26 protein-coding genes and 1 pseudogene are annotated in these 26,325 nt (G+C 69.7%); 17 read left to right on the top strand and 10 right to left on the bottom strand.

What is annotated here, in order from left to right; all coding sequences use genetic code 11:
* The first annotated feature begins 27 nt into the window (after nucleotides 1-27).
* The 9 genes and pseudogenes from ACZ7JZ_RS15660 (at nucleotide 28) to ACZ7JZ_RS15620 (ending at nucleotide 9,962) form a co-directional block, all read left to right on the top strand.
* Nucleotides 28-1,824: a type IV secretory system conjugative DNA transfer family protein gene (locus tag ACZ7JZ_RS15660; RefSeq protein WP_470938776.1), complete on the top strand. Its 1,797-nt coding sequence runs from the start codon at nucleotides 28-30 to the stop codon at nucleotides 1,822-1,824.
* 55 nt (nucleotides 1,825-1,879) lie between these two features.
* Nucleotides 1,880-2,452, top strand: a complete 573-nt coding sequence (locus ACZ7JZ_RS15655; RefSeq protein WP_470938773.1) for a hypothetical protein — start codon at nucleotides 1,880-1,882, stop codon at nucleotides 2,450-2,452.
* 2 nt (nucleotides 2,453-2,454) lie between these two features.
* Nucleotides 2,455-3,174, top strand: a complete 720-nt coding sequence (locus ACZ7JZ_RS15650; protein ID WP_470938770.1) for an SPDY domain-containing protein — start codon at nucleotides 2,455-2,457, stop codon at nucleotides 3,172-3,174.
* A gap of 175 nt (nucleotides 3,175-3,349) precedes the next feature.
* Nucleotides 3,350-4,315 carry a hypothetical protein gene (locus ACZ7JZ_RS15645; RefSeq protein ID WP_470938768.1) on the top strand — a complete coding sequence of 322 codons (966 nt, stop codon included), beginning with the start codon at nucleotides 3,350-3,352 and terminating at the stop codon, nucleotides 4,313-4,315.
* Between the two features lie 247 nt (nucleotides 4,316-4,562).
* Entirely contained in the window at nucleotides 4,563-5,090 is a 528-nt protein-coding gene (locus tag ACZ7JZ_RS15640) for a hypothetical protein (RefSeq protein WP_470938765.1), read from the top strand.
* Nucleotides 5,087-5,920: a hypothetical protein gene (locus ACZ7JZ_RS15635; RefSeq protein ID WP_470938763.1), complete on the top strand. Its 834-nt coding sequence runs from the start codon at nucleotides 5,087-5,089 to the stop codon at nucleotides 5,918-5,920. Before ACZ7JZ_RS15640 ends, ACZ7JZ_RS15635 begins: the two co-directional genes overlap by 4 nt.
* A gap of 166 nt (nucleotides 5,921-6,086) precedes the next feature.
* Nucleotides 6,087-6,647, top strand: a pseudogene (locus ACZ7JZ_RS15630) (hypothetical protein); the annotation flags it as partial.
* 106 nt (nucleotides 6,648-6,753) lie between these two features.
* The gene (locus tag ACZ7JZ_RS15625; RefSeq protein ID WP_470938760.1) at nucleotides 6,754-7,728 is read left to right on the top strand and encodes a tyrosine-type recombinase/integrase; all 975 of its coding nucleotides are present in this window, start codon (nucleotides 6,754-6,756) and stop codon (nucleotides 7,726-7,728) included.
* Entirely contained in the window at nucleotides 7,725-9,962 is a 2,238-nt protein-coding gene (locus ACZ7JZ_RS15620) for a tyrosine-type recombinase/integrase (RefSeq protein WP_470938757.1), read from the top strand. The genes ACZ7JZ_RS15625 and ACZ7JZ_RS15620 overlap by 4 nt, the downstream gene beginning before the upstream one ends.
* 48 nt (nucleotides 9,963-10,010) lie before the next feature.
* On the opposite strand, the gene ACZ7JZ_RS15615 is transcribed toward ACZ7JZ_RS15620, so the two are convergent.
* The gene (locus ACZ7JZ_RS15615; RefSeq protein WP_470938753.1) at nucleotides 10,011-10,637 is read right to left on the bottom strand and encodes an XRE family transcriptional regulator; all 627 of its coding nucleotides are present in this window, start codon (nucleotides 10,635-10,637) and stop codon (nucleotides 10,011-10,013) included.
* 75 nt (nucleotides 10,638-10,712) lie between these two features.
* Nucleotides 10,713-11,087, bottom strand: coding sequence for a hypothetical protein (locus tag ACZ7JZ_RS15610; RefSeq protein ID WP_470938750.1), 375 nt, complete (start codon nucleotides 11,085-11,087; stop codon nucleotides 10,713-10,715).
* 162 nt (nucleotides 11,088-11,249) lie between these two features.
* Between ACZ7JZ_RS15610 and ACZ7JZ_RS15605 the strand changes: the two genes are divergently transcribed.
* From ACZ7JZ_RS15605 to ACZ7JZ_RS15590, 4 genes are read left to right on the top strand one after another with little or no spacing between them, the layout of a single operon-like run.
* Nucleotides 11,250-11,510 (top strand): hypothetical protein, encoded by a 261-nt coding sequence (locus tag ACZ7JZ_RS15605; RefSeq protein WP_470938747.1) that lies wholly within the window; start codon nucleotides 11,250-11,252, stop codon nucleotides 11,508-11,510.
* A complete protein-coding gene (locus ACZ7JZ_RS15600; RefSeq protein WP_470938743.1) occupies nucleotides 11,507-12,787 on the top strand; it encodes a DNA cytosine methyltransferase in 1,281 nt (426 codons plus the stop codon). The genes ACZ7JZ_RS15605 and ACZ7JZ_RS15600 overlap by 4 nt, the downstream gene beginning before the upstream one ends.
* Nucleotides 12,787-13,932, top strand: a complete 1,146-nt coding sequence (locus tag ACZ7JZ_RS15595; RefSeq protein ID WP_470938740.1) for a DnaB-like helicase N-terminal domain-containing protein — start codon at nucleotides 12,787-12,789, stop codon at nucleotides 13,930-13,932. The genes ACZ7JZ_RS15600 and ACZ7JZ_RS15595 overlap by 1 nt, the downstream gene beginning before the upstream one ends.
* Before the next feature lie 13 nt (nucleotides 13,933-13,945).
* Nucleotides 13,946-15,229, top strand: a complete 1,284-nt coding sequence (locus tag ACZ7JZ_RS15590) for a DUF317 domain-containing protein (protein WP_470938737.1) — start codon at nucleotides 13,946-13,948, stop codon at nucleotides 15,227-15,229.
* A 107-nt stretch (nucleotides 15,230-15,336) separates the two neighbouring features.
* Here the strand turns inward: ACZ7JZ_RS15590 and ACZ7JZ_RS15585 are convergent, their stop codons facing one another.
* On the bottom strand, nucleotides 15,337-15,639 hold the full coding sequence (locus ACZ7JZ_RS15585; protein ID WP_121831799.1) for a WhiB family transcriptional regulator: 303 nt from the start codon (nucleotides 15,637-15,639) through the stop codon (nucleotides 15,337-15,339).
* Between the two features lie 195 nt (nucleotides 15,640-15,834).
* Here ACZ7JZ_RS15585 and ACZ7JZ_RS15580 point away from each other — a divergent pair, with 195 nt between their 5' ends.
* Complete coding sequence (locus ACZ7JZ_RS15580) at nucleotides 15,835-16,161, top strand: DUF6087 family protein (RefSeq protein ID WP_121831797.1); 327 nt, start codon at nucleotides 15,835-15,837, stop codon at nucleotides 16,159-16,161.
* Between the two features lie 94 nt (nucleotides 16,162-16,255).
* The gene (locus ACZ7JZ_RS15575) at nucleotides 16,256-17,083 is read left to right on the top strand and encodes an SDR family oxidoreductase (RefSeq protein WP_470938734.1); all 828 of its coding nucleotides are present in this window, start codon (nucleotides 16,256-16,258) and stop codon (nucleotides 17,081-17,083) included.
* Between the two features lie 236 nt (nucleotides 17,084-17,319).
* Here the strand turns inward: ACZ7JZ_RS15575 and ACZ7JZ_RS15570 are convergent, their stop codons facing one another.
* The 3 genes from ACZ7JZ_RS15570 to ACZ7JZ_RS15560 form a co-directional block, all read right to left on the bottom strand.
* Nucleotides 17,320-18,198 carry a DUF5655 domain-containing protein gene (locus ACZ7JZ_RS15570; RefSeq protein WP_470938731.1) on the bottom strand — a complete coding sequence of 293 codons (879 nt, stop codon included), beginning with the start codon at nucleotides 18,196-18,198 and terminating at the stop codon, nucleotides 17,320-17,322.
* Between the two features lie 328 nt (nucleotides 18,199-18,526).
* Nucleotides 18,527-19,858, bottom strand: a complete 1,332-nt coding sequence (locus ACZ7JZ_RS15565; protein WP_470938728.1) for a class I SAM-dependent RNA methyltransferase — start codon at nucleotides 19,856-19,858, stop codon at nucleotides 18,527-18,529.
* Between the two features lie 281 nt (nucleotides 19,859-20,139).
* Nucleotides 20,140-22,188: an APC family permease gene (locus ACZ7JZ_RS15560; protein WP_470938725.1), complete on the bottom strand. Its 2,049-nt coding sequence runs from the start codon at nucleotides 22,186-22,188 to the stop codon at nucleotides 20,140-20,142.
* Between the two features lie 195 nt (nucleotides 22,189-22,383).
* On the opposite strand from ACZ7JZ_RS15560, the gene ACZ7JZ_RS15555 reads away from it, so the two are divergent.
* Together ACZ7JZ_RS15555 and ACZ7JZ_RS15550 are read left to right on the top strand one after the other, a co-directional pair.
* A complete protein-coding gene (locus ACZ7JZ_RS15555) occupies nucleotides 22,384-23,052 on the top strand; it encodes a potassium channel family protein (protein WP_470938722.1) in 669 nt (222 codons plus the stop codon).
* The gene (locus ACZ7JZ_RS15550; RefSeq protein ID WP_470938719.1) at nucleotides 23,049-23,717 is read left to right on the top strand and encodes a potassium channel family protein; all 669 of its coding nucleotides are present in this window, start codon (nucleotides 23,049-23,051) and stop codon (nucleotides 23,715-23,717) included. The genes ACZ7JZ_RS15555 and ACZ7JZ_RS15550 overlap by 4 nt, the downstream gene beginning before the upstream one ends.
* A 113-nt stretch (nucleotides 23,718-23,830) precedes the next feature.
* On the opposite strand, the gene ACZ7JZ_RS15545 is transcribed toward ACZ7JZ_RS15550, so the two are convergent.
* From ACZ7JZ_RS15545 to ACZ7JZ_RS15530, 4 genes are all read right to left on the bottom strand, one after another.
* Complete coding sequence (locus ACZ7JZ_RS15545; RefSeq protein WP_470938716.1) at nucleotides 23,831-24,598, bottom strand: DUF3159 domain-containing protein; 768 nt, start codon at nucleotides 24,596-24,598, stop codon at nucleotides 23,831-23,833.
* Between the two features lie 3 nt (nucleotides 24,599-24,601).
* Nucleotides 24,602-25,021 (bottom strand): OB-fold nucleic acid binding domain-containing protein, encoded by a 420-nt coding sequence (locus tag ACZ7JZ_RS15540; protein WP_470938714.1) that lies wholly within the window; start codon nucleotides 25,019-25,021, stop codon nucleotides 24,602-24,604.
* A gap of 9 nt (nucleotides 25,022-25,030) precedes the next feature.
* The gene (locus tag ACZ7JZ_RS15535; protein ID WP_470938711.1) at nucleotides 25,031-25,729 is read right to left on the bottom strand and encodes a response regulator; all 699 of its coding nucleotides are present in this window, start codon (nucleotides 25,727-25,729) and stop codon (nucleotides 25,031-25,033) included.
* Nucleotides 25,726-26,325 (bottom strand): sensor histidine kinase (locus ACZ7JZ_RS15530; protein WP_470938708.1); only part of this gene is annotated, 600 nt, incomplete at its 5' end. The genes ACZ7JZ_RS15530 and ACZ7JZ_RS15535, both read right to left, overlap by 4 nt.

The raw sequence follows: 26,325 nt of genomic DNA, 5'->3' as shown, positions 1-26,325 counted from the left end.
CGCCCACATCGTCCAAGGACCCTCCGCTTGCGATCCGCCCCCTCCTCCAGCTCCGACGGCTACGACATAGCCCTGAAGGTGCTCCTCGCCGCCCTCGCCGTCGGCCTTCCCGCCGCCTCCATCGCCTGGCTGAGCAGCAACATCGCCGCCTGGGCGGCAGGCACCGGCCCTTGGGTGCCCTACCGCCCGGGGGACGCCCTCCTTCGCCCCGAACAGCTCTGGCCAGCAGCCGGAGAAACGTCCCTGCTCCTGACCACGCGCGTCATCCCCGTCCTGCTGACCCTGCTCCTCGCCGTCGCAGCCGGCCTCCTGTGGATGCGGTACAAGAACCGGGCCGGCGGCGGCAGGAAGAAGACCGTCGCCGGGATGGCGACGGCCCGCGACATCCAGCCCCTGCTCGCCAAGGCCGTGGAAGCCAAGGCCCGCTCCCTGCGTCCGAGCCTGAAAAACTCCAAGCACATCGCCCCCCGCGACGCCGGCATCCTGGTCGGCAACCTCGCCGGGACCCGCCACGAGGTCCGCATGGGCTTCGAGGATGTGGCCGTCGCGATCATGGCCCCGCGCTCGGGAAAGACCACCAGCCTGGCCATCCCGTCAATCCTGGCCGCCCCTGGGCCCGTCCTGCTCACGTCCAACAAGGCGGCCGGCGATGCCTATACGGCGTGCTTCGACGCCCGCTGCCAGGTCGGGCGGGTGTGGTCGATGGACCCTCAGCAGATCGCCCACGCCGAGCGGACGATGTGGTGGAACCCGCTCGCCGATGCCAAGACTCTCGACGGCGCGGGACGGCTCGCCGGGCACTTCCTCGCCGCGAGCGTCGACGCGAGTCAGCAGGGCGACTTCTGGTCGAAGGCTGGATCCAACATCCTGGCGCAGCTCTTCTTGGCTGCCGCCCTGGACGAGCGGCCGATCACGGACGTGATGGGATGGCTCGCCTTCCCGGCGGACCGTACCCCGCTGGACATCCTGCGAGACCACAAGTTCACCGCGGTCGCTTCCCAGCTGAAGGGGACCGTGGAAGGCCCGCCGGAAACCCGTGACGGGATCTACGAGACCGCGAGGCAGTACGCCTCCGCCCTGCTCAACCAGGACATCGCGGCCTGGGTCACCCCACAGAGCAGCGTCGCCGAGTTCCGCCCCGCCGACTTCGTCACCTCCACCGACTCCCTGTTCCTGCTGTCGAAGGACGGTGGAGGCGGCGCGAGCGCGCTCATCGCGGCGTGCGCGGACTCGGTGATGCGGGCCGCGACCGCCCAGGCCGAGCGCGCCGGCGGGCGACTGGACCCGCCGATGCTCGCGATCCTCGACGAGGCCGCAAATGTCTGCAAGATCAGCGATCTTCCCGACCTGTACTCGCACCTCGGCAGCCGCGGGATCATCCCGATCACCATCCTGCAGTCCTACCGCCAGGGCCAGAAGGTGTGGGGCGACGCGGGCATGGACGCCATGTGGAGCGCGGCCACCGTGAAGATCATCGGTTCCGGCATCGACGATCCGGACTTCGCCGACAAGCTGAGCCGGATGGTCGGCGACCACGACGTCGAGACAACATCCACCTCGACCTCCGAGTCCGGGAAGTCCACCTCGGTGTCGATGCGGCAGGAACGGATCCTGCCCGCCGACGCGATCCGCGCACTGCCCAAGGGCTCTGCCCTGTGCCTGGCCACCGGCATGAGAGTCGCGATGCTGGCCCTCCGCCCCTGGTACGCCGAACCCGGCTCCGACGAACTCGCAGCCGCCTCTGCCCGCGCATCGAAGGCCATCACCGCCCGCGCCATCGCCAAACAGCAGCCGCCTCAGGGCGACTTCGACCAGGCCGCGTAAGAACTCCCCCTGACCGGCCCAGCCCTGTCCGCACATCCCCTCTTCGTGGAGACCAGTGAAGATCATCGACCTCGCCGAACAGACGCGTCTCCTCGGGCTCCTGCCGGGCGAGCTGGGCGACCTGCGCACCGAGATCGACGGCGTCCGGGCCGGCGAGATCGCCCGGCCCGTGCGGGAGATCGCCCCCATCGCCGTACGCACCCACCAGCTGGCGATCAGGTGCCTGCAGCAGCTCGACGTCCTTTCGACCAGCCAGTACGCCGTCATGAAGAACGGCCACGAGAACCTCGCCTACATGTCGGAGGCAGCCCTGCGGATCTCCGTCGCCGCCTCCCTGTGCGCGTACGGCATCACCGGCCGCACCGACGCCCTCCTCTACGAGGACGGCGACCGGACGGCGGATACCAGCCGCAGCTACCTCTCCGAGGCAACGGAAGAACTCGATCGCGCCGCCGGCACCTACCAGGGTCTCGCCCAGAACCTCTCCCGGCGGCTGGCCTCCGCCGCCGCCCGTGCCGAGGACCAGCTCCTGATCGACCTGGCCACCTCCGCGACGCCTCGGCCGGCCCTGAGCACGGTGCCATCCGCGCCCACGCGGGCCGACGCCTTCTCTACCCGGAGCAGGTAGCCATGGACAGTAACCCCACAGGCCGCTTCCTCGTGTCGCCCCGGCACCTGGCCGGCACGGGTGACCGGCTCACGGATGTCCTCGGCCCCCTGATCCACCTGTTCGGATGGGACCACGTCCACGATCCGGCATCCGGCCACATCAGCGTGGACAGCCCAGGTCACGACCTGCTGCTGGACTTCGCACCGACCAACGCCCACGGGAGATGGTGGACGATCGCGCACCACGATCCTCTCTGGAAGATCACCGCGACCCACCTCACCCCGCTCGAACCCCTTGCCGCCATCACCCAGGCCCTGCCCCAGCTCCTTGGCGACACGCGGCATGCCGACCGGATCCCCCTCACCGCCCGATCGGTCCCCGAGATCGCCGACCTGAACGGATGGACCACGGACGGGTCCTCGTTCACCTCGCCCGACGGGCACTGCACCATGCACCACGAACCGGGCGGGCCCTGGCGCGTGGAGCACTCCGTGTACGACGGCTTCGGCACCCACTGGTCGCTCCGAGCCGAAGGCGACCTCCCGGAAGAGCTGGCCGCCCAGTTCCTCACCTTCCTGGCTACGCCTGACCCGGTCGAGCGCGCCCACGGCGACATCCCGTTCCTCGCTCTCAGCGAGGCGAGGCTGACGCCGCTCAACGGGAAGCAGCCGCTGGGTGCGCACGTCGCGCACGCGCTCGGCGGGCTGGGCGACGCCGCCTCACGGAGGCGAAGCCGATGACACAGCCCGGTGACACGCTCGACCAGACACCGCTCGCCGCTCACGTCCTCGAGCTCGCCGGCCACATTCGGCAGGCCGTCAGGCCCCGCCCTGAGCACACGGCCGGCAGCAACGGCCACGAACTCCTCCGACCGAACCGGTACCCGAGTCCAGGGGGCCAGATGAAAGAACGCACATGAACGATCCCTCCTCCAGCAAAGCGCCCGGTCCCGTCGCCCAGTCGACGCCTGCGGGCCGACGCACGGCCTGGCCGAAGGAGCGGCGCCGAGACCGCTACATGTGGGAACTGGCCCGCGGGCAGATCTCCGCGTTCGGTGAGGCCAAGCCGCTGGCGTCCTGGGCCGAAGACCCCCGCTGCGCGGTCAACCGCGAAGCCCTGCGGACTCGGCTCGCTCTCGGGTGGCTCCCGGAGGACGCCATCACCCGGCAGCGCCACGACAAGCCCGTGCTGGAACACACCTACCAGGAAAGGACTTTGACCCTGCGCGGCTGGGCGGACCAGTCCGGGATCAAGTACCACACGCTCTACAACCGGATCACGAAGTTCGGGATGACCTTCGAGGAAGCCCTGCTCAAGGGAGCCGACGGCCCGGACTTCACCATGCACATCACCGCGTTCGGCGAGACCAAGCCGCTGTGCCACTGGGGCGTCGACCCGCGTGCGAACTGCAGCACTACCACCATCCGACGGCGCCTCACCCAGGGCTGGGATCCCGAACAGGCCATCGCCGCGGAGCCACAGAACCGCTCGACCCTGGGCACCGGCATTCCTCATAGGGCCTACGGCCTCAGCATGGGGCTGGAGGACTGGGCCCGGCACACCCAGATCCCCGTCGGCACCCTGCGCTACGCCATGGCCCAGCACGAACTTCCGCTGGAATCCGTACTTCACGCCCTGGGCTGGAGCCCTCAGGCCGAGCCTGCCGCGGTGCACGACCTGATCACCATCACCGCCGACCAGCTGCTTCCGGGCGACCGCGTGCTCGGCGTCACGACAGACGGCTCCCCCGCACCCGTACTCACCGTACGAAGGCCGCCCGCCGGCCAGCGCCCGGAGCCGGGCGTGTCTACCTCGTTGCCGTCAGCACAGGCGCTCCCACGTCCCGCACGCCCTTCCTCCGCTGCCGGCCTTCGCCACTGACCCGGCCGGCGCGGGCCCGGGAAGGCCCCCTGCCCGTAAGGGTCAGCCATTTCCACCCGCGCAGCCCTCAACCACACCCCCTCTCGGGATGGCCCGCCGACGACCCCGCACCGAGCCACCCCTCCTTGCGAACTACCCCCTTACAAATGGAGGTTCTCCCACGTCCCCCGACATCCCGACCGCGCACGATGTCGCTCGTGCACTCGCCGACCAGATCCGCCCCGGCGCCGCGCCCCGTGACGTGACCGTGAGCTTCGGCGTCCGCCGGCAGGCGGCGGCCGACTACAACCACCGCTCCCGCGGCGGCCCGGTCACGGGCTTCGCCCAAGTCATTCACGCCACGCTCTTCGGACTGCCCGCAGACGACGATCCGCTGCCGACCGCGCTGGACGAACTCCTCCAGGCCACCCACACCGCGACAGCACGCGACCAGCAGGTCGCCATTCTGCGGCAGGTCGCCGAGCAGATGCGCAACGCCGCGGAAATCATCCAGCGCTACCAGTACCGGGCCCAGTGGGACCAGCTCCCCGACAACACCGCCGAATATCTCCGCGAGGCCCTCGACCAGGCCCAGTTCATCGCCACGACCCTCGACCGCGTCGCCCCGGCTTTCGAAGCCGACCCTGCGGGAACCCCGCCCCCCAGCCGCACCGCCGCTGACTCCGAAGCCCGGGGCCGGACAGAGCAGATCAGCCTCACCACCAGCCGCTCCGGGCCCGGCGCCACCCCGCTGCCGATGCCTCCCGCCGCCGGCGCGACCGGACGACAGCGATGACGAGCACACACGAAGCGGATCGAGAGTGGGTGGCGGACGCTCCTCCTGCCTCGGTCCTCACCCTCGCCAGTCAGACCACACGATTCCGCGACCACCTCGCCGCCCTCCAGTTCGGTGAGTCCAGCGCCCCGGCCAGGGCCCTGGATCTCGCCGAGCGCGCCGGTGCCCTCCGCCAGGCCGCGGAATCGGTGGCGGCCGAACTCGGCACGGTCCGGATCTACAGGAGCCCGGCCCTCGGTGACACGTTCAGCCGCCTGCGGCTCCTGGCCGCCCAGGCTCAGCTGGCCGACGAGCATCTGGCGTGGGTCAGTGTCTACCTCGGCGAGCTGGAACCTGAGGAGCGCGCGGCGCCGCCGTACCCGCCCGGACGTGTTCTCGACACCCTCCTCGACGCCGGTCGCCATCTGCGGCAAGCGGACATGCTGACCGCGCTGGGTGCGCCCGACGCGGTGGGCGCCGCCACCGGTCTCGCCGTCGCCCTCCGCTCCGGGAGGAACGGCGTCAGCAGGCCGCTGCCGATGTCGCCCGCGCAGTACGCCGCGCTGCACGCGGCGGCGTCCGGGTACATCACGGTCGAAGCCCACGGAACCGGGGAGTGGGTTTCGGCCCGACACGACCGGGTCTCGATCTCGATGGCCACCGTCCGGTCCCTGGAATCTCGCGGCTGGGTCCTGCGCGAAGCGCGCCGCCCCGTACCCGGTTCGCGGTCGGTCCGCCTCCACCTGACCGACACCGGATGCTTCGCACTCGCATCGCGTCTCGGCAGGGCCCCTGCCGACGCGCGTCCTCGCGCGACGGCTGTCCAGCCCGTTCGGGCACGCACCCGCTGACCGCCGAGGCCCCTCCGGCGCCCGGTTGCGCCTCCTCGCCTACCTGGCTCCTCGCCCCACACCGGCCCTCCCCCCTCTCGCCCGCCTCTCGATCACGCCTCTCCTTCACCTCGCCCAAGGAATTTCCATTTCTCGCTCGCTCTCCCCCACCCCCCAGTTCCGCGCCCTGTCCCTCGGTGCCGGAGTTCAGTCCAGTACGCTACTCGCGCTCTCTGCGGAAGGAATCCTCCCCAAGGTCGACTACGCGATATTCGCCGACACTGGCTGGGAACCCGAATCCGTCTACCGCCACCTCGACCGCCTCGAAGAAGAGATAGCAACCCCTGCCGGGATACCGATCCTTCGCGTCTCCTCGGGCAATATTCGCAACGACGCCCTTAACCCCGATCACCGCTTTGCCTCGATGCCGCTCTACATCCTGAACAGGGACGGCCGACCTGGGATGACCAGGCGCCAGTGCACCGGGGAATACAAGGTCAAGCCCATCAAGAAGACGATCCGGAAGATCCTCGGCTACCCGTACCCGACCCGCGTACCGAAGGGCATATTCGTCGAGCAGTGGATCGGCATATCCACCGACGAATTCCACCGCGCCAAGGACGCCGACGTCCAGTACATGCGGAACCTGCACCCGCTGATCGAGATGGACTGGTCCCGCTCGGACTGCGTCCGCTATCTCACCTCTCTCGGTCTCGCCGACACCCCGAAGTCCAGCTGCCTCGGCTGCCTTATGTGGAATCGGCTGGGGCTAGCTTGGAGCCATGGTCGATGTCCCGTGGGGCAAGTTCCCTACCCTGGCAGCGGATCAAGAAGCCCGCAGGTGGTTGCAGTTCATGGCGAACATCGGGCGGGCGCCGAACACGATCGACGCGTACGGCCGCGCGGTGGAGGACCATCTGCGGTTCTGCGCTGTGGAGGGTACGGAACCGCTGTACGCGAAGGCGGACACAGTGGCGGCGTGGGTCGGGGAGATGTTGGAGCGCCCGCCTGGCCGGCCGCGGGGGAAGGGCGCGAGTCGGGCGGGCCCGGGGCTGGCGAACGCGACGGTGCAGCAGCGGCTCGTGGCGGTCCGATCCTTCTACGAGTTCCTGGTGGAGGACGGACTGCGGGAGCGGAACCCGGTTCGGCGCGGGCAGGCGGGCAGACGAGGGCGCCGGCCCAAGCGGGGTCTGGTGCGGCGTATCGAGCAAGCGCCGTGGATACCGACGGAGGCCGATTGGCAGCGGATCCTTGAGGCGGCTCGTGCCGAGCCACTGCGGAACCGTCTCATGGTTTCTCTCGCCTACGACGGCGCCCTACGCCGCGAGGAACTCGTCCAGCTGTCCGGCGAGGACTTCGATCCCGCCTACAGTCTGATCCGGCTGAGGGCGGAGACGACAAAGTCCAAGCGGTCGCGGGAAGTCACCTACGGGGAGGCGACGGGCCAGCTATTCATGGCCTACCTGGCCGAGCGACGCAGTTCGGTCGGCAGGGTCGGCGGACCGCTGCTGCGATCGACCTCGAATCGGAACCCGGGTGGTCCGCTCGGAGCGTCGAGCTGGTCGAAGATCGTCGAACGTCTCAGCAGCACATCCGGCGTCAGCCGCCTTTCCACGCACACGTTCCGGCACCTGCGGCTGACGGACCTGGCCCGGGCCGACTGGACCATCGACCAGATCGCCCAGTACGCCGGCCATCGCGACCTGGCCACGACCATGCGCTACATCCACCTGTCCGGCCGTGAGCTCGCAGCACGCTTCCACCGGGCCAACACCACCCTCCACGCCGACCGCGAGCGGCTCCTCGCCCGTCTTCTGGAGACACCGTGAACCACACCCCCGGCCACCGGCTGACCATGCACCTGCTGCCCGACCTGATACCGAAGGAGGTGACCGCACTGGAGCACATCGCCCCGTTGAATGCGATGCACGCCCGGGCAGCGGAGGATCTGGCACGCCTGATCATCCCGATCGACAAGGTCACATCCGCCTGGGATCCGGGCAAGGCACGCTCGGCCCGGTTTCGCCTGCTGAAGGAGGTCCACCGGCAGCAGAGGCCGTACTGGACCTGGGACGAGGAAACCTGGGCAGAGGCCGCAGCGGAGGCCGGGGCCTTCCGGTTTCATGTGGCGGCTCTAGGCCACCAGCTCGGTGGCCACCACCGCCTGCACGGCACCGCCGGCATCACCAGTCTGGCCCGGCTCGCGGATCTCGTCTTCGGCCCGCAGGCCATCCAGCCCGCGGTCGATGCCATCGCGGAGACTCTGACGGCCTGGCGCAACTCCACCCACCTCCTGCCCTGGCAGGTCCGCAACGCGACCATCGACGTGCTCCTGAGCAACAACAGCCCTCACCTGGAGGACCTGCGCGAACCCCTCCTGGAAGACCTGATGGAGCACTACCGCTCCACCGGCGCGACGAGCCGCCGCCGCGGCTTGTTCAAGATCTCCCGCGTCCTGGCCGACAAGGGCATCATCTCCTCGCCCCTACGCACCAACCAGGACAAGGCCGGACCGGAAACCGCAGCTCTGGCCACGGTCCCGTCCCCGTGGCGGGATGCGGCCCTGCGGTGGATGCGGCTAGTCACCCACGAACCCGGGACAAAGCGGTCGATGCTCTCGGCCATCCTGGTCGCTGGCCGCTGGGCAGCCGAGAAGCACCCTGAAGCGATCGCTCCCGAGCACTGGACGCGCGACATCGCGGCCGAGTACATAGCCGACACGATGACCGCCAACGTCGGGCAGTGGGCCGGGCACAGCCGCAACCGCTCCCGCTTCGGCCAGCCGCTGAGCCCCGCCGGGAAGGCCAACCGGATCGACAGCATCCGAGGCTTCTTCAACGACCTCATCGAATGGGAGTGGATCAAGCCGAGGTTCGACCCGCGGCAGGTGCTGAGCATGCCGCTGTCGCTCCGCGCGCTCATGGGACCCAACCCGCGGATCATCGACGACGCGACCTGGGCCAAGCTCATGGCCGCAGGGCTGACGCTCAACAGTGAGGACCTCAAGCCCTACGGCACCCCGCGGGCCCGCTCCGCAGGCTGGCAGGCCACCTACTACCCCATCGAGATGGTCCGGGCCATGGTCGGCGTCTGGCTGTTCGCCGGCTGCCGCATGGACGAGCTGCGTCGCCTCGACCTGGACTGCATCACCTGGGACGAAGGAACCGACGAACGGACCGGCGAGACCTACCCCATCTGCCTGCTGCACATCCCGCAGAACAAGACCAGCCGGCCCTTCGCCAAGCCCGTCGACCCTCTGGTCGGAGAACTGATCGACGCCTGGAAACTCGTCCGCTCGCCCCAGCCCGACCTCGCGGACCGCAAGACCGGCCTACCCCGCCAGCACCTCTTCTGCCACCGCGGCCAACTGGTGGGCAACGCCTACCTCAACGACAACATCATCCCGGCCCTCTGCCAGAAAGCCGGCATCCCTGCCGAAGACTCCCGTGGCGCCCTCACCAGCCACCGTGCCCGCAGCACCATCGCCACGCAACTCCTCAACGCCCGCGACCCCCTCACCCTCGGCGACCTGCAGCAATGGCTCGGCCACAAGCACCCCGCCAGCACCCGCTACTACGCCAAGATCCTCCAACGAACCCTGACCGCCGCCTACCGGAAGGCCGACTACTTCGCCCGCAACATCCGCACCATCGAGGTCCTCATCGACCGCGACAGCATCCTCACCGGCGCCGCCGCGGGCGGCGAACAGCCCTGGAAGTACTACGACCTCGGCGACGGTTACTGCAGCTACGACTTCTTCGCCAAGTGCCCCCACCGCATGGCCTGCGCCCGCTGCCCCTTCTACGTCCCCAAGGAATCGACCAAGGGCCAGCTCCTCGCGGTCAAGGACGGCATCAACAAGATGCTCGAACAGGTCAACCTCACCGATGACGAACGCGAAGCCCTCGAAGGCGACCGCGACGCTGTCACCGCCCTCGTCCAGAGACTCGCCGACATCCCGACTCCCGCCGGGCCCACGCCCAAAGAACTCGGAACAGGGTCCGCCTTCATCCCCCTCACTCAGCTCACGGACACCGTCGCCCGGCAAAAGGACGCCCGGTGAGCGAGTCGCTTGACGGCAACGCTGCATCGTGACGCCGTCGCCTGTCAGCTACCGAGTCCTGCCGTCGTCAAGTCCAGCGATGACTCTGACGTCCGCTTCGGACATGCCCAGAGCCTTGGCAATTTCCTGGGTAAGCAGCGGCCCCGGGTTGAGACTGCCGCTGCGAAGCATGTGGATGGTGGACATCGATCGTGCAGTTTCCCTTGCCATCGCCTTGACCGGTATCCCGCGCAAGTCCATCAACCCGGTGAGCACCCTTGCGAACGGATGTGGCTCCAGCCGCCCAGCAGGGGCGAGGGCAGGGCTGAGGACCACTTCGCCGATCTTGGCCTGAAATCCGATCAGTTGGTCGCCCGCAAACGCGACCTTCGCGACGAAAGGCAGGCTCTCACCACCGCTGGAACCGACCGTGCCCGGCACTGACACCTCCGTGACCCTTGAAGGCTGGCCGTGGCGATCACCCTCGATCTCCACCGGAAGGCCCGGCTCGACATCGCGGACCTTCCAGTCGCGGTTCCACCAGGGAAGTTCCAGCAGCACGTCGTTGAAGAAAGGTGGCAGAACCGTGAGATCCACCGGGTCCGGAGGGTTCTTCTGACCTCCCCAGATGACACCAGGCCAGTACCTCAGTGCCGTGATCACATCGACTGTCAGCGTACGGTTGGCAATTTCCATGGCTACACCCTCCCACCGGTCGACAGAGCCATCTCCCCTGACCAGGCGAGCGTTCTCTGCCACGACACAGTCTCATCAGGGCTGGTCGTCCACCTCTTCGATGAGCTCCGCCACTGCGACACCCGGGCTTACTCGAACATCGAAGTTGTAACCCTGATCGCAGAACACCAAGTCGACCGAGTCCGGCATCCACTGGCGCAGCAAGCATGCGAGCTGCGCAGAGTCCGCCAGGGCCGCATCCAGATAGAGGCCCGTCGCATCTTCCGGCATGAACACCTCACCCGGACCTTCATCCGTGCAGAAGCTCCAGCTGAAGGCACATGCCTCGCTAAGTCGCGTCGGGTCGACTTCGACTTTCGGCCAAAGGCCCGTGATCGCGGCAGTCACGACGGCTGAGCTGACCCTCCGAGTGGTGGTCGAACCATCGAAGAACGCCATGAACGCAGCCATGCCGCGTGTCTACCACGTCCGTCTCATCCGATCCACGCGGGCTTCGCCTGCCACAGAGGAAAGGTCACAACCCTGTCTCGATTCTCAATAACTTGCCCCTTCCACGGAAATGCCCAGTGGCGGCACATACGCGACACCTCACCTGCCGAATGGGAAGACGTCGTGGAATTCGACGCCGCCATCCGCCAGGGAAACGCGCGGGCCAACGCCACCGGGAACAAGCTGCTCGGCGAAGCCTTCCTCCACCGGTCTCGCGTCCCCCTCGACCAGGCACCGATCGACCATGTCACCGCCGCGGAACGTGCAGCACTGGGCGACGAGGCGGCCTCTGCGCTGGAAGACGGGGTCGTCAATGGCTGCTCTCCCTGGTCGTGCCGTGGCGAAGCCGACCCGGTCCAGAACGACTTCGGGCTGTCGGCGTGATCACGGGCCGCGATCTCGTGATCGACCTGTTCGCCGGCCCGGGCGGTTGGAGCGTCCCTCTCCGCCGCTTCGGGATCCGGGACGTCGGACTGGAGTGGGACGAGTGGGCGTGCAAGACACGGGCCGCCGCTGGCCTGCTCACCATCCGTACGGACGTCGCGATGTATCCGGCCGGGATCTTCGCCGGGCGCACGCGCGGCTTCATCGCCTCCCCGCCGTGCCAGGCGTGGAGCATGGCGGGGAAGCGTCTGGGGCTGGTCGACCAGCCGCTGGTGCACCAGGCGGTCGCCGACCTCGCCGCCGGCCGTGACACTCGCGAGAAGCTCCTCGGCGCCTGCCGGGACGAACGCTCCCTCCTGGCGGCAGAGCCGATGCGCTACCTCCGCGCCCTCGCCTCGGCGGGCGAGCCGGACTGGGTGGCGATGGAGGAGGTCCCTGACGTCCTCCCCCTGTGGAAGCAGTACGCCGCGATCCTGCGGTCCTGGGGCTTCTCCGCCTGGACCGGAATCCTCAACTCGGCTGACTACGGCGTCCCGCAGACGCGCAAGCGAGCGATCCTCCTCGCCTCGCGCGTCCGAACTGCCGAACCCCCGCCGCTGACGCACGCCCGCTTCGCGGAGCCGGAGACCCTCTTCGGGCCCGGCCGCGAACGGTGGGTGTCCATGGCCGAGGCACTCGGCTGGGGCGCCACCGATCGCCCCGTGCCGACTGTCTGCGCCGGTGGTGGACCCGGCGGTGGCCCCGAGCCCTTCCCTTCCGGCGCCCGCAAGACCCTGGCCGACGCGCGCGACCGCGGGACATGGACAGAGCCCCCGGCGCCCTCGGACATCGTCCTCAAGCCCCAGACCCGCGGAGCGGGTTGGACGGCCCGGTACGGAACGCGAGGCAGCAGCCCGGCCTCCGGACCGGCCCCGACGTGCACCAGCAAGGCCACCCACTGGACCTGGGCCCTGCGCAGCAACAACCAGCCCAACGCAACCGTCAGAAGCATCGACGAGCCTGCGGGCACGCTGTTCTTCGGTCACCGGGCCAACGAATGCACCTGGGTCGCCCACCCGGACCACGTCCAGGCCCAGGAGACGCCGGCGCCGATCCGGATAACGGCCGCCGAGGCCGGCACCCTGCAGACCTTCCCTGCCGACTACCCCTGGCAGGGAACCAAGGGCGCCAGGTTCTCCCAGATCGGCAACGCCGTCCCGCCCCGGCTCGCCGCACACCTCCTCGCCCCGCACCTCGACCGCACGCTCACCGCCGACGACTTCGCCCTGGCCGCCTGATGCACCCCACCCCCGACACCGATGCCGAGGATCTGCACGAACCGACCGAGCGGCCCCCGCTCCACTACGCCGAGCAGGCGCTCCTCGGTGCCGTCCTTCTCCAGCCGGCGCTCCTTCAGGTCGTGGAGGACCTCGGCCCCTCGTTCTTCGACAGTCCCGTCCACGCCGCAGTCTTCGCAGCGATGCGGGAGGTCCCCACGCCGGAGGAAGTGACCAGCAGCACCGGGCTCGCCTGGCTCACTGCCGTCCTGGCCAAGGCCCGGCCGCAGGCGCCGGGCCTGACCCCCTCCTACATGCACACCCTCATCTCCGCCTGCCCCCAGCCCCAGCACGTGGCGGCGTACGCCGTCGTCATCCACGCCGAGCACGCCCGGCGCACCATCGGCCTCCACGCCGAGCAACTCGCGCAGGCAGCCATGGACACCACCGTGCCGGACCGGCCCCGCCACACTCTGTCCGCCGCCGACGCCCTCGTCCGGCACCTCGATCACCTGGCCGAACGGTTCCCCTCCCACGCCCGCCCCTTGCCCCGCACCCCTCTACCGTCGCCCCCTCGGTCGGCCGAGCGGGACGAAGACCGGGAGGCTGAGCAGTGGTTGCTCGCCTGCGTCGTGTCTCGGCCGGAACAGGTCCGGGAGATGCGCTGGCTGACCGCTGACGACTTCCTCGACCCTGTCCACTCCGGCCTGTGGCAGGCCGTGACCGCGCTGGCCCACCGTGGAGATCCCGTGGACCCGGTCACGATGCTGTGGGAGGCCCAGCAGCGCGGCCTCCTGGCCACCGGCATCGCCCCGGCTGCCGTGATCGCCCTGCTGTCGGAGCCCGTCGGCTCCGCGGACTACTGGGGGGAGCGGCTGCTCGAACGGAACCTGCTTGCCCGAGCCCTGCTCGCGGCCCGGCAGATCACCGCCTACACCGCGGACCCGGCCAATACCGTGCACCAGCTCGTCACCGGCAGCCGCCGCGCACTCGCCGACCTGCAAACCGTCCGCAGCCGCTGGCAGAACGCCACTCGACCGCTACCGGCTTCCCTTTCATCCGCTGAATCCACCAGCCCACGAGCCGGTCCGCGCGGTCCCCTCACCACCCAGCGTGCCCCAGTCCCTCCCCCGGCCCGGCAACCCACCGCCGGGCGAGTCCCCTAGCCGAAGGACCCCGATGCTCCACGCCGCTGCCAACGCCCACATCCACTTCGCCCTCCACCCTGACCACCACCCCGGTGTCATCGCCACCACCAGCGGCCCCACGGCCGACGCAGCCCGCTCCCACCTCCACGACCTCGGCTGGCGCAGCACCAGCCCCACCACCATGGTGCTCGCCCGCATCGACCGCGACGAGCCCCACTACGCCGGCATCACGGCCGAGCAGCTGAAGCGGTGCGGCTTCACCGTGGACATCGCACCCGGCCTCCAGGACGAGATCAACACCGAGTGGGAGTGGAGCAACTACCCCTTCCCCTGGTGCACGACGGAGGAAGTCCGCGAGGTGAGCGCTGAAGCCCAGCGCATCCACGACGACATCGCCGACGGCCGCCTCGTCGTCCACCTGCACGCCGACGACGGACTCAACACCGTCGCCGTCGCCAGCTCCGCCACCGGCGTCCGGCGCCACGTCCACCTCCACGGCGAGAACCATGTCCGGCAGGTCACCTCCACGTTCGAGAGCGAGACGGAGGCCATCGCCGAGTTCCACCGGCTGTACTCCGTCGCCGTCCGCCCCGGCCCCGCCCCGCTGACCGACCTCGAACGCACCGTTCGCCAAGTCCTGACGGGAGCAGCGCAGGCCGATCACCGGGAGACCGTGGCACCCACAGTCGAGCCGCCTACCGCGGGACCTGGCGAGCACGAATCCTTCCTGCAGGCCCTCTTCGACGGCCTCCCGCAGTGGGAGAGGTATCGGCCGTTCGACGATACGACGATCGCTGTCCACGAATCCCTTCTCTCCCGGGTCGAGTTCGATCACGAGGCCCGCCACCGCACCGACGTCGCCTGGACGATCGCCGAGTACGACGGCCCTGTCGGCGAACGCCTGTGGTACACCACGATCACCGCCGGCACACCCACCCTCCTGATCGCGGCGATCCTGCAGCACCTCGACGCTCCTCCGGTCTGGTCCGGCGAAGGCCCGCACGAAATCCTGCAGGCCGCAGGCTGGCACCCCGCGAGCCACCCCGCCCACACCAGCTGGACCGCGAAGGACCGCTCGATCACCTTCGAGCACGCCCCACATTCCACGACCGACCGCTGGACCGTGCATGGCGGCGACGACCTCGACCGCGCAGCATGGACGATACGGCTCTCCGCCGGCGCCTCCGAGGACCTCCTCGCCGAGCTGGCCTCGACCGCCGTAGCGCTCGCCCCTACTCCTCGCGCGACGCCTCCTCCAACGACCGCCGTTCGGCTCCCGGCCGCCGCTCCTCAGCCTCGCGCGTATCGCCGCTGAACGACACGTCCTGCACCTGGACGCTCCCAGAGGGGCGTCCCAGCAGCTGCCACCGACGGAGCCCCTCCTTCAGCAGGACTCGCTCCAGCCCGCACTCGCACACAGGGTTAGGCGGTACGGAGCGCAGAAGGGGCCAGCGCGGCGTCGTGCTCCCGGCGTGCTGCTCTGAGGAGATCGGCCCAAGACCGCACGGTGGGGCGGCGTTTCAGCAGCGCACGCCGCTCCCGTTCCGTCATGCCGCCCCACACGCCGTGCTCGATCCGCTCGTCGAGAGCGTGAGCAAGGCACTCGGCGCGCACAGGACACCCTGCACACAAGGCCTTTGCTCGGTTCTGGGCTGCCCCCTCGACGAAGAGGTCGTCCGCGTTTCCCGCCCGGCACAGCCCGAACGACGCCCAGTTTCCATCCATCGGATCCCCCGACCCCTCCATGAGCCGCTTCCCCCACGGCTGCCCTGATTTCTGGAACAGGCACGCTACGGAGGCACATGCAGGAGGTCTACACCCCGCCTCGCACTTCCCCCCATCGAGTGACCGCACCACGCGTCATCACTCATCCGAGGGACAGGGTGGCGGCCCAGACCTGAACTCGGCCACGATGCCTGGATGCAGGAAGACGAACCACTGGAACAGTGGGCGCGCCGGCGCGCCGAGCGCAGGGCCGCCTCGATGGGCAAGCGGCGCGCGGTGCCGCTCGGTAACGGTCCTCACCGTGGCGCCCATGTCGACCCGGCCGCGCCGAGAGCGATCGAAGAGTGGACGGGCACGGAGTGGCAGGTGGTCGGCATTGCCGAGAATCTGGCCGCTGCCCAGTCACTTCTATATCCGCCTCCGCCCGTGCCGACGAAGCCTGCGGAGTGGGACCGGCCATCAATGGGCAAAGGCCGGGGTCGACATCGAAAGCCGACCCCGGCGGAGGAGCGGGACCAGTAGGCGGCCCGGCGGCCGACGGCTGGTGCGCGCGCACCAGCATCACTTCGTGACGACCGCTGCCGGGCCGAGCGGTCGACCGCCTAGCGTGGGCGGCATGAAGATGCTGATCATCGGTGGCAGCGGGTTCCTGGGAACGGAGCTGCTGCGTCAAGCACGGGGGCGGGGCTGGGAGGCAGACGCCTCGTACCATTCTCGCCCCGGCCGCACGCAGGAAGGCGTCTGGCACCAGCTCGACATCCGAAGTCGCGTACAGGTGGATGCGCTCCTGACTACCGTGGCGCCTCGCGTGGTGATCAACGTGAGCAGTAGCGGGGCGGACTGGGCGGTCACCGCGGACGGCTCCATGCACGTCGCCTTGGCTGCCGCGAGGCTCGGAATCCGCCTGGTGCACGTCTCCTCCGATGCCGTCTTCTCCGGTATCGGCAGGGCGCGGTACGACGAGACCTGCGCCCCCGACCCGATTACCCCGTACGGGGCTGCGAAGGCCGCCAGCGAGACCGCCGTACGGCTTCTGTGCCCGGACGCGGCTGTCGTCCGCACCTCGCTGATCATCGGCGACGGCGGTTCCGAACATGAACGGGTGGTACGGGAGCTAGCCGCCAACGAGCGCGAGGGCGCCCTGTTCACTGACGACATCCGCTGCCCCATCCACGTCGCCGACCTTGCGGCCGGCCTGTGGAATCTCGCGTTCTCGACCGAGGCCGGCGTCTTTCACCTCGCCGGCACCGACGCACTCAGCCGCTACTCGCTGGGCGTGCTCATTGCCCGCCGGGACGGCATCTCGCCCTCCCTGCTGCCCGCAGGACGCCGCGCGGACACTCGGCTGCCGGGTGCCCTGGACGTGCGCCTCGACAGCCAGGCCACGCAAGACCGACTCGGCATCAGGCTCCGCGGTGCTAGGGAATTCCTCGGCGAGAGGTGACAACAGTGAACCGCCCAGCAGGGGCCGACGATCTTACTGGTCCCCCTGTTGAGGAGCGGCATGGTCTCGACGCGCGGCGAAAGGTACCCGAGATTCCCCGGTTAGCCTAACCGGGGAATCTCGGGATGATGGGTACTCCACCGCCACTTCCTGCCCACCCGTCGAAAGGCAGCCTCACGAAGAAGAACCAACTCGAATCTCACGACTCGAAGGTCGTTGCGCGTTCGCTTGGCCGTTCACGCCGCCGCATAACTGGCGCGAAACAGGTCAAGGGCACGCTCCAGGTCTCGCTCCGTCCGCAGTCGTACCTCAAGGTCGCCTGTTCCGTGGTGCCCCAAGCCCCGCACGTTCCTGATGAAATCGGGGACGAGGTCGACCTCTGCGGGGTCGAGCGAAAGGTACACGTGGACCTTGGTTCGCTGCGGCGGGCAAATGCTTGCGAAATTCTGCAGCCGGCGATAGGCGCTGTAGTGCTTGCGCCGCACTTTAGTGATGCCGTCGCCGAGGCCGAGAAGGGCCTCATCCGCCGCTGCCGCCAGCTCGACGATCGACTTGCACCCCGCCCCCACCGGCTCGGTGCGCTGCTTCCGCCTGCGGTGCGTCGAACGCCCGGTGGCAGCAGCCAGAGTCTCGAGTCCGATAAGGCGGGTGCCGAAGAAGCGATAGCGGACCAGGTCAATGCTGCGCCAGTGCTCACGCACAGCATGGAGGTCGTAACGGGTGTAGTCGCCGGCCACGCAGATCAACCTGGGCTCGCTCCACAGTACCCGGGCCGCAGCGTCCGATCCGAGCCTGTCGCGGACCAGTTGCTCAAACTCGCTGCGATGGTCCACGAGCCAGCTCAAGTAGAAGAGTCCCTGATTGATCACGCCTGGATCCGTGCCGCGCTTGTACTCGACAACGACTGGAGCCCCGTTCGCGTCGAGGCCCAGCGAATCGATTCGGCCGGCGTGGACGGGTCCTGTGCCGTACTCGGACGCCAAGAACCGGACCCCCAACAGCGCCTCCATGTTCGCCTCTACGAGGCGCTGCACGTCTGCTTCGGCCTCAGCAAGCCGTGGTGCGAACTCGCTCACGTTCCCGTCCGCTGTCTGGAACAACCGCAGCTCCAACACCTCCCCTCTCCGTGGATGCCCCCAACGCTCAGCATCGCAGGCATATTTCCTCACCGGGAGGTGACTACAGAGCGTGTCAGCTCACCGTTGGTCGTGGGTGCTGCGGGAGACGGCACACCACGGGTATCCGCACAGCAGAAAGCCGCCCTTCCAGCCCGGTTGTCATACCGGTTGGGAGGGCGGCTTTCTGCTGCTGACGACACGTCAGCAAACAAGCCGGGCGTGCGTCAGGCGTGCGTCAAACGTGCGTCACGTGCGTCAGATATGCGTCAAGATATCGCCCGTAACGCACGTAACGCACATAATGCACACTCAACAAAACCGCAGGTCAACGGCCCTTTTCGGCAGGCTCAAGGATCGCGACGCACTCCACGTGGTGGGTCATCGGGAAGAGGTCGAAGGCGCGCAGGGTGCGGACGCGGTAGCCCTCTGCGGCGAAGTAGGCCAGGTCGCGGGCCAGGGCGGCCGGGTCGCAGGCGACGTAGGCGATGCGGCGGGCCGAGAGGGAGGCGAGGTGGCGGACCGTGGCCTTGCCGGCGCCGGCGCGCGGGGGGTCCAGGACGATCAGGTCGCACTCCGTGATCCGGGTGCGCGGCAGGATCTGCTCGACCTTGCCCTGTTCGATGCGGACCCGCGGGAAGTCGGCCAGGTTGTGGCGGGCGTCCTCGACCGCGCGCTTGCCGGATTCGATGCCGAGCACCGCGCCCGTCTCGCCGAGGCGCTCGGCGAGGGCGCCGGCGAAGATGCCGACGCCGCAGTAGAGGTCGAGGGCCATCTCGCCCTTGCGCGGCATGAGGCCCTGCATGACGGCGCGGACCAGGGTGTCCGCGGCCTGCGGGTGGACCTGCCAGAAGCCGCCCATGCCGACGCGGTACGTGCGGCCGTCGGCGCGCTCGCGGACGAAGGGGCGGCCGTGGACGCGGTGGACCCCGCCGTCCTTCTCCTCCACGCGCAGGACGGACACCGGCTTGTCGAGCTCGACGAGCGGGAGGCGGCCGCCGGGGCGGGGGGTGAGGACGACCTGGCGGTCGCCCGAGCCGGTGGCGGCGATGGCCTCGACGGAGGCCATCTGGGGCCACTCGCGCTTCTCGATGCCGAGTTCCGAGACCCCGGGGGCGGCGATCATGCAGTGGTCGACGGCCTCGACCTCGTGGGAGCGGTGCTTGCGCAGGCCCGCGCGCCCCTCCTCGTCCACGGCGAACTGCACCCGGGTCCGCCACTGCGGCACCTGTCCGGCGGGCAGCTTGTCGCCCTCGGCGGGCATGACGGTGCCGTCCCAGCCGGCCTCCTCCGGGGTGAGCCCGGCGAGCCGGCGCAGCTGCTCGGCCACGACCTCGCCCTTGAGGCGGCGCTGCGCGCCCGGCTTGGCGTGCTGCCAGTCGCAGCCGCCGCAGCGGCCGGGGCCGGCGAAGGGGCAGGGGGCCTCGACCCGGTCCTTGGAGGCGGTGAGGACGGTGACGGCGTCGGCCCGCAGGAAGCGGGAGTCCGCCTCGCCCTCGGTGACCCTGGCGATCACGGTCTCGCCGGGCAGGGCGTGGCGGACGAAGAGGACCCGGCCGTCGGCGGTACGGGCGATGCAGTGGCCGCCGTGCGCGACGGGGCCGACCTCGACCTCGTACTCCTCCCCGACCAGTGACTGGGTTGCGTTCTGCTCGGTCATGGCGGGGGGACTCTCCATCGGTCGGGGGGGTGCGGGGCAGCCGGCGGGCCGGGCGGCGGGACGGCCGCCGGCCCGTCAGGGGGTTCACGGCAAAACGGAAGGCCGGGCGGCCGACCCGTCAGTTTACGCCGGTTCCGCCCGGCCCTTCACCAACCGGGCCCCGCGGCCGCCCTACGGCGGCCACCGGGCCGCCCGGCCAGCGCCCGCGCCCCGCCGCTCAGACCTGCCGTAACGGCCTGCCTCTACGGCCCGCCGCTCAGACCTGCCGCAACGGCCCGCCTCTACGGCCTGCCGCTCGGCTCCTTCGGCCGGGTGTCCACCGGCCCGCGGCGCACCGCGCCCGGCGCGTTCCAGTCCTGGCGCTTCTTCGCCCGCTTCTTCGCGAGCTCGGAGGACTGGAGCTGGTACGGCACCGAGGTGACCATCACTCCGGGGGTGAAGAGCAGCCGGCCCTTGAGGCGCAGGGCGCTCTGGTTGTGCAGCAGGTGCTCGTACCAGCGTCCGACGACGTACTCGGGGATGTACACGCTGACGGCGTCGCGCGGGTTCTCCGAGCGCAGCCCCTTGACGTACTCGACGACGGGGCGGGTGATCTCGCGGTACGGGGAGTCGAGGATCTTCAGCGGGACGTTGATCCCGCGCCGCTCCCACTCGTCGCGCAGGGCCTTCGTCTCGACCGGGTCCACGCTGATGCTGAGCGCCTCCAGTTTGTCGGAGCGGGTCAGCTTGGCGAAGGCGAGGGCCCGCAGGGTGGGCTTGTGGACCTTGGAGACCAGGACGATGGAGTGGACCCGCGACGGGCGCACGCTGTCCTCGGAGGGCCCCTCGGCGGCGGCGATCTCGGCGGCGACGCGGTCGTAGTGCTTCCGGATCGCGGTCATGGTCCCGTAGAAGATCACCATGCCGAGCAGGGCGACCCAGGCGCCGTGCGTGAACTTGGTGGCGAGGACGACGACCAGCACGAGGCCGGTGAAGAAGGCGCCGAAGGCGTTGATCGCGCGCGAGCGCAGCATGTGGCGGCGCTTGGCGGTGTCGCGCTCCTTGGCGAGGTGCCGGTTCCAGTGCCGGACCATGCCGATCTGGCTGAGGGTGAAGGAGACGAACACGCCGACGATGTACAGCTGGATCAGCTTGGTGGAGTCGGCGTCGTACAGCCAGACCAGCAGTATCGCGGCGCCGGCGAGGAGCACGATGCCGTTGGAGAAGGCGAGCCGGTCGCCGCGGGTGTGCAGCTGGCGCGGCAGGTAGCGGTCCTGGGCGAGGATCGAGCCGAGGAGCGGGAAGCCGTTGTACGCCGTGTTGGCCGCGAGGAAGAGCACGAGGGCGGTGGCGGTGGCGAGCAGGATGAAGAAGAAGCTGCCGTTGCCGAAGACCGCCTCGGCGACCTGGGAGATCACGGGGTGCTGGACGTAGTCGGGGCCCACGGGGGCGCCGTCCACGTAGAGGTCCTTGGCCGGGTGCTCGGCCATGCGCACGTTGGTGGCCATCGCCAGGCCGATGATCCCGCAGAACATCGTGACGGCCAGGCCGCCCATCAGCGCGAGGGTGGTGGCCGCGTTGCGGCTCTTGGGCTTGCGGAAGGCGGGGACGCCGTTGCTGATGGCCTCGACGCCGGTGAGCGCGGCGCAGCCGGAGGAGAAGGCCCTGAGCAGCAGGAAGACCAGCGCGAACCCGGCGAGTCCCTGGTGTTCGGGTTTGATCTCGTAATCCGCGGTCGGGGCCTTCATCGTCTCGTCGAGGACGATCCCCCGCCAGGCGCCCCAGGCGACCATGGCGAAGACGCCGAACACGAAGATGTAGGTGGGAATCGCGAAGAGTTTTCCGGATTCCTTCACACCGCGCAGATTCATCAGTGTGAGGAGAAGGATCATGACCGTCGCGGAGAGCACTTTGTGCTCGATGACGAAGTCCACGGCGGAACCGAGATTCTCGACTCCGGAGGAGATCGACACGGCGACGGTGAGCACGTAGTCCACGAGCAGCGCGCTGGCCACCGTGAGGCCGGCCTTGGGGCCCAGGTTGGTGTTGGCGACCTCGTAGTCGCCGCCGCCGCTGGGGTACGCGTGCACGTTCTGCCGGTACGACGCCACCACGGTGAACATCAGCACGACGACCGCGACCGCGATCCAGGGGCTGAAGTGGTACGCCGATACGCCCGCGACGGAAAGGACGAGGAGCACCTCGCCGGGGGCATATGCCACGGAGGACAAGGGGTCGGAGGCGAAGACGGGGAGCGCGATCCGTTTGGGGAGGAGGGTTTCCCCGAGGCGGTCGCTGCGCAGCGCCCGGCCGATCAGGATCCGTTTGGGCACGTCGGTCAGTTTGGACACGGAGAGGATGGTAAGCGTTCGAAAAGTACGCTGGCCAACCACCACCCCAACGTCGCTCCAATTGCGGTCCGGCTGCCCGCAAGAGGTCACACTGGTGACGGCGCGTGTGTAGCTTGGCCCATGGTCTGAGACCCTGTGGAGTCCGAGTCCGAACCCCACACGGGTCCGAAACTGTTGACAGCCGGAAGGACGGCCGTGCACATCGTCATTATGGGATGCGGAAGAGTGGGCTCCGCTCTGGCGCAGACCCTGGAGCAGCAGGGGCATACGGTCGCCGTCGTCGACCAGGACCCCACGGCGTTCCGCCGGCTGGGGTCGGGGTTCGGCGGCCGCCGCGTCACCGGCGTCGGCTTCGACCAGGACACCCTGCGCGAGGCCGGGATCGAGGAGGCGGGAGCCTTCGCCGCGGTCAGCAGCGGTGACAATTCCAACATCATCGCCGCCCGCGTGGCGCGCGAGATGTTCGGCGTCGAGAACGTCGCCGCCCGCATCTACGACCCCAAGCGCGCCGAGGTCTACCAGCGCCTGGGCATCCCCACGGTCGCCACCGTCCGCTGGACGGCCGACCAGATGCTGCGCCGTCTGCTGCCCTCCGGCGCCGAACCGCTGTGGCGGGACCCGAGCGGCGGGGTCCAGCTCGCCGAGGTCCACATCTCCCCCCTGTGGATCGGCCACAAGGTCAGCCGGATCCAGGACGAGACCGGGGTCCGCGTCGCCTTCCTCACCCGGCTGGGCGAGGCCATGCTGCCCAGCTCCCAGACGGTCCTGCAGGAGGGTGACCTCGTCCACGTGATGATGCGCACGGACGAGATCGACAAGGTCGAGGCGGCCTTCGCCGACGGCCCCGAGGAGGCACAGGCATGAGGGTCGCGATCGCCGGGGCCGGCGCCGTGGGCCGCTCCATCGCGGGCGAGCTGCTGGAGAACGGCCACGAGGTCCTCCTCGTGGACAAGGCCCCCACCGCTATCTCCGTGGAGCGGGTGCCGCAGGCCGAGTGGCTGCTGGCCGACGCCTGCGAGATCACCTCGCTCGACGAGGCGGCCCTCCAGCGCTGCAACGTGGTCATCGCCGCCACCGGCGACGACAAGGTCAACCTGGTCGTCTCCCTGCTGGCCAAGACCGAGTACGGCGTCCCGCGCGTGGTCGCCCGGGTCAACAACCCGAAGAACGAGTGGCTCTTCAACGAGTCCTGGGGCGTGGACGTCGCCGTCTCCACCCCGCGCCTGATGTCCGCCCTGGTCGAGGAGGCGGTCAGCGTAGGCGACCTGGTCCGCCTGCTGCGCTTCAGCCACGGCGACGCCAACCTGGTCGAGCTCACCCTGCCGCCGGAGTCCCCGATGGCCGGGGTCCTGATCAGCGAGGTCGACTGGCCCCAGGACACCTCGCTCGTCACGATCATCCGCGGCAACCGCGTGCTCACCCCGCACCCGGAGGAGAGCCTGGAGGCGGGCGACGAGCTGCTGTTCGTGGCCGCCCAGGCCCGCGAGGAGCAGCTCGAAGAGCTGCTCAACGCCCGCCGCGACGGCTGATCCGCCGAAGCCGCCGCGCACCGGCCGCACGCAGAAGAGGGCCCCGCCACCGTGTCTCCACGGCGGCGGGGCCCTCTTCGTACACTCCGGCCGGTGCGGGCCGGCCGTACCGGCTACGCCTCGCGCGCCGCCGCCTTGCGCTCCTTCTCGGCCTTCTCCTCGGCCTCCCACTCGGCGATCACGTCGATGGGCGGCGGGGCCTTCGCCAGGAAGACCCAGGTGAAGTACACGGCGAGGACCATCGGCGGCAGTTTCAGCGCCACCAGCACCCAGCCGAGCTGGGTCGCGTCCCCCCAGAAGTACAGCGGGAAGAGGATCGCGTACTTGGCGAGGAAGATGATGCCCCAGGCCAGGCTGGCCTTGGTGTACGCCTGCTTGCGCCCGGGGTTGCGCGTGCGCCAGGAAAGGTTCTCCCGGAACACCGGGCCCAGGACCACGCCCAGCAGCGGGAAGCCGACGAGCGCGGAGATGGTGAAGGCGGCGCCCAGGCAGGCACCGTAGATCATGCCGGGCAGGTAGAAGCCCTTGGCCGAGCCCGTGAACAGGGCGAAGGCCACGCCCACGCCGACGCCGAAGACCCCGCTGAAGGCGTGCTTGACGGTGTCCTTGCGCAGCAGCCGTACGACGACCAGCAGGGCCGCCACGGCGCCCGCCGCGATGGCCGACATCTTCACGTCCTTGTTGAACGTGTAGATCATGACGAAGAGCAGGCCGGGGAGCATCGTCTCCACGGTGCCCCGGATGCCGCCGAAGGCATCGAAGAGGGCGGCCTGCGTCGCGGCCTTCACCTCGTCCTGGGACGTCTGCGCCGGGGGCGCGTCCGGTCCGGGCGGTGTACCGCGGTCCTGCTGGTCGGCGGTCGGTTTGTCGAATGACGTCACCGGCTACTGCTCCTGTCCGAGCGGTCGGAGTTCGTACTTCGGGTTGAAGAGGACCCGCCGTCCGTGGCTCATGGCGATCCGGCCGGAGGCGATCATCCTGCGGCCCGGCTCTATGCCCACGATCGAGCGGCGGCCCAGCCAGACCACGTCCAGGGCCGCGGAACCGTCGAAGAGCTCCGCCTCCAGGGCCGGGACCCCGGCCCGCGGCCGCAGCGTGACCGTGCGCAGCGTACCGGTGACCTTGACTATCTGGCGGTCGTTGCAGTCGCAGATCCGGGTGCACCCCGCCGCCTCGGCGTCCTCCTGCAGCTCGGCGGAGTGCAGCTCCTCCTGCGAGGTCGACAGGCGTTCGATCATCCGGCGGAACCGGCCGCCCTGCTTCGCCGGCTTCGCGGGCTTCTCGGGATGAGGTACAGCGCTCATACAGAGAGCCTACCGGCGTGCGGGCCCCCGCTCGAAGCGGTAGCCCATACCCGGTTCCGTGATGAAGTGCCGCGGGTGCGAGGGGTCCGCCTCCAGTTTGCGGCGCAGCTGGGCCATGTAGACGCGCAGGTAGTTCGTCTCGGTGCCGTACGAGGGCCCCCAGACCTCCTGGAGCAGCTGCTTCTGGCTGACGAGGCGGCCCGCGTTGCGCACGAGCACCTCCAGCAGGTGCCACTCGGTGGGGGTCAGGCGCACGTCCCGGCCCTCGCGGACGGCCTTCTTCGCGGCGAGGTCCACGGTGAAGCCCTCGGTCTCGACCAGCACCTCGGCCTCCCCCGCGGCGGCCGGCTCGGCCCGGCGCACGGCGGCGCGCAGACGGGCGAGCAGCTCGTCCATGCCGAAGGGCTTGGTGACGTAGTCGTCGGCCCCCGCGTCGAGGGCCTCGACCTTCTCGTCGGAGCTGTGCCGGGCGGAGAGGACCAGGATGGGCACCCGGGTCCAGCCGCGCAGCCCCCTGATCACCTCGACCCCGTCCATATCAGGCAGTCCGAGGTCGAGGACGACCACGTCGGGGTGGCGGGCGGCCGCGAGCTCCAGCGCCCCGGCCCCGTCGCCCGCGGTGTCCACCTCGTAGCGGCGCGCCTTCAGGTTGATCTCCAGGGCGCGCACGATCTGCGGCTCGTCCTCGACCACGAGCACCCGGGTCATGAAGGGCCTGCTTTCTGTCGGGTGTGTTCCGCTTCATCCTGCCCGGTCGGGGGCTCCGGCGCGGCGCCGGGGGCCGCCCGGCGGAGGCTGAGGACCATGGTGAGCCCGCCGCCCGGGGTGTCCTCGGCGTCCAGCGTGGCGCCCATGGCCTCGGCGAAGCCCCGGGCCACGGCCAGGCCGAGGCCCACGCCGGCGCCGCGGGGGGCGTCGCCGAGGCGCTGGAAGGGGGCGAAGATCCGGTCCTTCGACGCGTCCGGGACCCCGGGCCCGCGGTCCACCACCCGTACCTCCACCCGGTCGCCCAGCGCGGAGGCGGCGACGAGCACGGGGGTGCCGGGCGGGCTGTACTTGACGGCGTTCTCCACGATGTTGGCGACCGCCCGCTCCAGCAGGCCCGGGTCGACGGCGACCATGGGGAGGGTTTCCGGGATGTCGAGGTGGACGGAGTCCTCGGGTACGCCGCCCAGGGCCATCGGGACCACCTCGTCGAGGTCGACGGACCGGATGACGGGGGCGACCGTGCCGGTCTGGAGCCGGGACATGTCGAGGAGGTTGTCGACCAGGTTGCCGAGGCGGTCGGCGCCGGCCTCGATGCC

Source organism: Streptomyces sp. NPDC038213 (assembly GCF_055600495.1).
The sequence above is the reverse complement of the archived record's forward strand: the minus strand, read 5'-3'. Positions and strand labels throughout refer to the sequence as shown.